At 70.2% G+C, this 5,828-nt stretch carries 5 protein-coding genes; 3 read left to right on the top strand and 2 right to left on the bottom strand.

What is annotated here, in order from left to right:
- Positions 1–137 precede the first annotated feature (137 nt).
- On the top strand, positions 138–1,424 hold the full coding sequence (gene tyrS, locus ACH3VR_RS23235; protein ID WP_397558723.1) for a tyrosine--tRNA ligase: 1,287 nt from the start codon (positions 138–140) through the stop codon (positions 1,422–1,424).
- Positions 1,425–1,463: 39 nt separating this feature from the next.
- Positions 1,464–2,300 (top strand): DUF4184 family protein, encoded by an 837-nt coding sequence (locus ACH3VR_RS23230; RefSeq protein WP_397558722.1) that lies wholly within the window; start codon positions 1,464–1,466, stop codon positions 2,298–2,300.
- 10 nt (positions 2,301–2,310) lie between these two features.
- Here the strand turns inward: ACH3VR_RS23230 and ACH3VR_RS23225 are convergent, their stop codons facing one another.
- Both ACH3VR_RS23225 and ACH3VR_RS23220 read right to left on the bottom strand, forming a co-directional pair.
- Positions 2,311–3,444, bottom strand: coding sequence for a flavin-containing monooxygenase (locus ACH3VR_RS23225; RefSeq protein WP_397558721.1), 1,134 nt, complete (start codon positions 3,442–3,444; stop codon positions 2,311–2,313).
- A gap of 83 nt (positions 3,445–3,527) precedes the next feature.
- Positions 3,528–4,853, bottom strand: a complete 1,326-nt coding sequence (locus ACH3VR_RS23220; protein WP_397558720.1) for a CoA transferase — start codon at positions 4,851–4,853, stop codon at positions 3,528–3,530.
- On the opposite strand from ACH3VR_RS23220, the gene ACH3VR_RS23215 reads away from it, so the two are divergent.
- On the top strand, positions 4,779–5,318 hold the full coding sequence (locus ACH3VR_RS23215) for a uracil-DNA glycosylase family protein (protein WP_397558719.1): 540 nt from the start codon (positions 4,779–4,781) through the stop codon (positions 5,316–5,318). The two genes, ACH3VR_RS23220 and ACH3VR_RS23215, sit on opposite strands and share 75 nt — an antisense overlap.
- Positions 5,319–5,828: the final 510 nt, after the last annotated feature.

Here is a 5,828-nt window from a genome sequence, read left to right as displayed (position 1 = left end):
GTACTGCAGGGGCGACCCTGTGGGAGAGTAGGACACCGCCGGACTTCCATTACCGAAATGGCCACCCAACGCAGGGTGGCCATTTCGCGTTAAGCCGCGGGAAATCGACTGGTAGCCTGAAACGCGTGCCTGAAGCAGTGAACGCGCTCGCGCCCGCGAACGACCCGACGTTCGAGAACGTCTGGGATGAGATCGTCTGGCGTGGACTCGTGCATGTGTCCACCGACCAGGAGGCGCTGCGCGCCCTTCTCGCCGGCGATCCGATCACGTACTACTGCGGCTTCGACCCGACAGCCCCGAGTCTTCATCTGGGCAACCTCGTTCAGCTGCTCACGATGCGCCGGCTGCAGCTCGCGGGACACAAGCCGCTCGGTCTCGTCGGAGGCTCGACCGGTCTCATCGGCGACCCGCGCCCGAGCGCCGAGCGCACGCTCAACACCAAGGAGACGGTGGCCGAGTGGGTCGGCTACCTCCGCGGTCAGGTCGAGCGCTTCCTGAGTTTCGAGGGCGAGAACGCCGCGCGGATGGTCAACAACCTCGACTGGACGGCCCCGCTGTCGGCGATCGACTTCCTGCGCGACATCGGCAAGCACTACCGCGTCGGAACGATGCTGAAGAAGGACGCCGTGAGCGCCCGCCTCAACTCGGAGGCCGGCATCAGCTACACGGAGTTCAGCTACCAGATACTTCAGGGGCTCGATTACCTCGAGCTCTTCCGGTCGTACGACTGCGTCCTGCAGACCGGAGGCTCCGACCAGTGGGGCAACCTCACGAGCGGTGTCGACCTGATCCACTACGTCGAGCACGCGCCGGTGCATGCCATCGGGACGCCGCTCATCACGAACTCCGACGGAACGAAGTTCGGCAAGAGCGAGGGCAACGCCATCTGGCTCGACCCCGAGATGTGCAGTCCGTACCGGATGTACCAGTTCTGGCTCAACACCGACGACGGCGACGTCATCAGTCGCCTCAAGGTGTTCACGTTCCTGACGCGCGCTGAGATCGAGGAGTACGAGCGTCTCGTCGAGACCGAGCCCTTCCGTCGCGCCGCGCAGAAGCGCCTCGCGCTCGAGGTGACGACCTTCGTGCACGGACCGGATGCCGCGGCCGCCGTGGTGGCGGCATCCGACGCGCTGTTCGGTCAGGGCGACCTGACGGCGCTCGACGCCGCCACGCTGCGCAGCGCGCTCGAGGAGCTGCCGAACGCGACCGTCGCCGACGGCACATCGGTCGTGCAGGCGCTCGTCGACACGGGGCTGGTCTCGAGCCTGAGCGAGGGTCGGCGAGCGGTCGCGCAGGGCGGGGTCTCACTCGACGGTGCGCGCGTCGACGACGACTCCCTCGCTGTCACGGGCTCGCTCCCCGGCGGCGTGTCGGTGCTCCGACGCGGCAAGAAGACGCTCGCGGGCGTCTTCATCGCGTGACGGGCGCACCGACCTCCGGTTGTCGAGCCCGGCCGACGCATGCCGTTCACGCCGAGTCACGCGGTCATCGCGCTCCCGTTTCTGCGGACGCCTCTCGTGCCCGCAGCGATCGCGGTCGGCGCCATGGCTCCCGACCTTCCGCTCTTCGTGCAGGCCTCGCCTCTCGGGTACGCCCGCACCCACGACTTCGCGTGGCTCCCCGTCACGGTGATCCTTGCGCTCATGCTCCTCGTCGTGTGGCGATGCGTCCTGCGCCCGGCGGTGCGGGAGCTCTCGCCGACGTGGCTCGCGCAGCGCCTTCCGCAGGGCTGGGACCGGCGCGCCGCAGGGGCGCTGCGCGACACGCTGGGAGTGCATGCCGTCCGCATGCCGGCGCGCCGGCAGCGCTGGTCCCTCGCGTGGGGGGACCTCGTGCTCCTCGCAGTGTCATTGGCGATGGGCGTCGCGAGCCACATCCTGTGGGACCTCTTCACGCATGAAGGCCGCTGGGGCACCGCCGTGCTGCCTGCCCTCGGCGAGGAGTGGGGGCCCCTCCTCGGCTTCAAATGGCTCCAGTACGGCTCGGGTGTCGTGGGGCTCGTGATCATCGCCGTCTGGGCGGTGGTCCGGCTGCGACGGCGGGATCCCGCACCCCGCGTCGAGCGGGTCCTGCCCGACGGGATTCGCTGGGCCTGGTGGGCGTCGCTGCCCGTGACTCTCGGCGTCTCCGCGGCGATCGGACTCGTCGCGTACGGTCCGCTCGACGACGAGTTCACGGTCGCTCACCTGGTCTATCGCGTGTTCGTTCCCGCGACGGCGGTCTGGGGGATGCTGACCCTCATCCTCGCGATCGCCGTTCAGGCGCTGCGAACGCGGCGTCCGGCCGCGCGTCGCTGAGCAGCGGCGATCAGCCGCCGCGCAGCTCGTGCGCGATCGCCCGAGCGATCGCCGACGCGTGCAGCCGGATCTGGAACAGCTGCCCCTTCAGCGGGTTCGAGAGCCCGATGAACCGCAGCCCCGGCGCCTGCGGCAGGGCGCGTGGACCGTTGGCGAGCGGGCGGTCTCGATCGTCGAGCACTCCGAGATGCCCCACGATGGGTCCGAGACCCGTCGAGTAGCCGGTCGCTGCGATGACCGCATCGGGTGTCAGTCGCGTGCCGTCGACGAGCACGACGTCGCCGTCGTCGAATCGCGCGACCGCCGCGACCGGACGCACCCTGCCCGCGCGGAGCGAGCGCACGAGTCCGACATCGATCGTCGGCACCACGCCCGTCGCCCTCGCCTGCGCGACCAGGCCGGTGTTCGCCGACGGCATGCCGAACCGGGTGAGGTCGCCGATCGTCGCCCGCTGCAGGAGACGGTTCACCGGGTCGACGAGCCAGGCGGGCGAATGCTCCATCCCGACCGCCATGAGCGTTATCGGCACGGGGCCGAGCTGCCTCGGCACGATGTTGGGGGGTGTGCGCACCGAGAGCCACACTGTGGCCGCACCGCCTTCTGCCAGATCGGCCGCGATCTCGGCGCCCGAATTGCCCGCGCCCACGACCAGCACATCGCGGCCCGAGTACGGCGTCGGAGTGGAGTACTGCGCGGCATGCAGGACATCGCCGGCGAACGAGTCCTCTCCCGGCCAGATGGGGCGGATCGGAGAGCCGCTGTAGCCCGTCGCGATCACGACCTGTCGGCCTGTCCAGCTCCGGCCGCTGTCGAGCGCGGTCCATATGTCGCTGCCGCGCTCGATGCGACTCACCTCGGAGCGGAATCGCGGCGCGAGCTGGTGGTGCTGGACGTAGAGCTCGAGGTACTGCGCCATGTCGTCTTTCGCGACCCAGCGTCCGTACCGAGCGGGGATCTTCAGGCCGGGGAGAGCGGACTGACCCCGAGGAGTGTGCAGATGGAGCCGCTCGTAGCGGGTGTGCCAGGACTCCCCGACGGCTTCGCCTCGATCCAGGAGGATCGCTTCGACCCCGCGCTCCTGAAGGCAGGCCGCGACGGACAGTCCGGCCGGCCCGGCTCCCACGACAAGCACCTCGGCGTCCATGTGCTCTCCCCGAATGTCACGGTAGCTCTCGGGGACTGCGTCGTCTATCCGCCCGCGATACCGCCGCCCCAGGCCTCATCGGCTCAGCGCTCGGTCCACGCAGCCTCGTCCGCCGCCCACGGCCGCGGCGGAGCGAATCGAGTCGGCCCGCCGTCGTACGCCGCCGCGGGGCCGACCGTCGTCACTGTCCGGCCGGCGACGTCGAAGCTCTGCGTGTGATCGGCCGGGTCGACGGCGTCGAATGCGTGCGGCTCGGCCGTGCGCGGCATCCCGAGCAGTTCCGTCGCGACGCGTCGCAGCGACGTCTCGGCGACCCACGATCCGCCTTCGCGTGCGCGCCGCTCGAGGAGCGCCATGACGGAAGTGGCGAGCACGTAGCCGGCGGTGTGGTCGAGCGCCTGTGCCGGCAGGGCGCCGGGGGTCTCGCCGCCGCGCGAGTCGATCCAGGAGATGCCCGTCGCCGCCTGCACGATGCTGTCGAACCCCCGCCTGTCGGGAGCGCCCCATGCGGACAGCTGGGCGACGAGGATCCCGGGATGCCTCGCGGCGAGGTCCTCGGGCGAGAGCCCGAGCCGAGCGAGCCCCTCCGGGCGATAGCCGAGCACGATGACGTCGGCGTCGGCCGCGAGGTCGTCGAAGCGGGCGTGCCCCGCCGGATCGGCGAGGTCGAGCTGCGCCGAGCGCTTGCCGTGCCCCGTGTCCAGGTGCTGCCAGGGGATCTCGGGCAGGTGGGGCGAGTCGATTCGCAGGACGTCCGCCCCGAAGAGCGCGAGCGTGCGCGTCGAGACGGGACCTGCGATCACCCGGGTGAGATCGAGCACGCGCACACCGGACAGCGGCGCGCCCGGGAGCGGCTCGAGTCGCCGCGCTGCACCGTGCCCGAGACGTGCGATCCGCACGAGCGGGCGAGTGCGGAGCTCCTCCTCGACGTCGGGGCGCTCGTGGAAGACGGGGGAGCAGATGCCGCCGCGCGACACGATCGCCTGCGTCGCGACTCCGGCCGGCATCCCGCGGAGCGCCTCGGCGACATCGTCGGTCGTGGCGTCGTCGGAGAGTGCGAGCCCGACGCGCAGCGCCCGCGCGTGATGCGGATAGTTCCCGTGAGTGCGGACCCAGCCGTCCGAAGTGCGGAAGAAGCCGGACAGCGGCGCGAACGCGGTCGGCGTCTCGCCGTCGATCCGCCCGTAGCGCTCGCTCGCGTAGGCGAGCGCGATGCGGTCGGGGTCGAGGGGGACGCTGTCAGACCCGGCCAGGTGCGCGGCCGCGAGCGATGCCGCACCGACCGCAGCCCACGCGAGGTCGCCCACGGCGAGACGTGATGGAAGCGGAACCGGATGCGTCGCCATCCGGAGTTCGGCGCGCGCCTCGATGCCCACGCCGGCGAGGATCTCGTGCGCAGTGACCGTCATGTCGCGACGGTATTCCGGCGACGGCCCCGCCCGCCAGTGCCGAATCTAGACTCGTGGCATGGCCGAGCCGGAGCGCCCCGGGGCCGATCGTCTCGCGACGACGTCTACGTGACGAACGCGGTCAAGCACTTCCGGTTCGAGCCGCGAGGCAAGCGCCGGATCCACGAGAAGCCGGGAGTCGCGCACATCGAGGCGTGCCACCCAAGGCTCGAGGCGGAGATCCACGCCGTCGGTCCTCGTGTCGTAGTGTGCCTCGGCGCCACCGCCGCGAGGGCGGTGCTCGGACGAACGGTGCGCATCGGCGAGGAGAGGGGGATGCCGTTTCCTCTCGACGATCGGATCGCGAGCGTCACGACGCATCCGTCCGCCCTGCTGCGGATGCGAGACAGGTCGGAACGGCTCGCCGCCGAGGCGGCGCTCGCAGACGACCTCCGGCGCGCGGCGCAGGCGGCGCGAACCGCGTGATTCCGGGCTCGGGAGCCGCGACACGCCCGGGATGTGGGCTGGATTTGCCGGATGCGCGGGAGCCACGTAAGTTATTACTTGTTCGCCCCACAGGGAAGCGGAGAGGCCGAGAGCCTCACCCCCCTCAAGTGGAGAACCGCCCTTCATCCCGATCCTCTCGAGGATCGAGACCATCTCGGTTCAGGATGGAGGATCCCGCTCCTCGAGAACGTCGATGAGAGCTGCAGCTGACGCCGCAAGGCGCCGGAGCAGCCGATTTGACAAGGCGAGCGAGAGGGATAAACTAGTGAAGTTGCCTCAGCGGGCCGGTCGCAAGCCGAGACGCGGGGCATCCGATCTGGCTTCGTGAGATGCCGTCGCCGGCAGTCGCTCTCGACCACACGTCGAGGCGCGCCATCGGACGGACGCGAAGTCGAAATAGTGAAGTTGCCCAGTGGGGCTGGTCGTGAGGCTGGTTTGCTGGAGCATCCGATCCTTGAGAACTCAACAGCGTGCACTTGTCAAATGCCA

Origin of the sequence: Microbacterium alkaliflavum (assembly GCF_044325405.1) — a bacterium.
Lineage (GTDB): Bacteria > Actinomycetota > Actinomycetes > Actinomycetales > Microbacteriaceae > Microbacterium > Microbacterium alkaliflavum.
The sequence above is the reverse complement of the archived record's forward strand: the minus strand, read 5'-3'. Positions and strand labels throughout refer to the sequence as shown.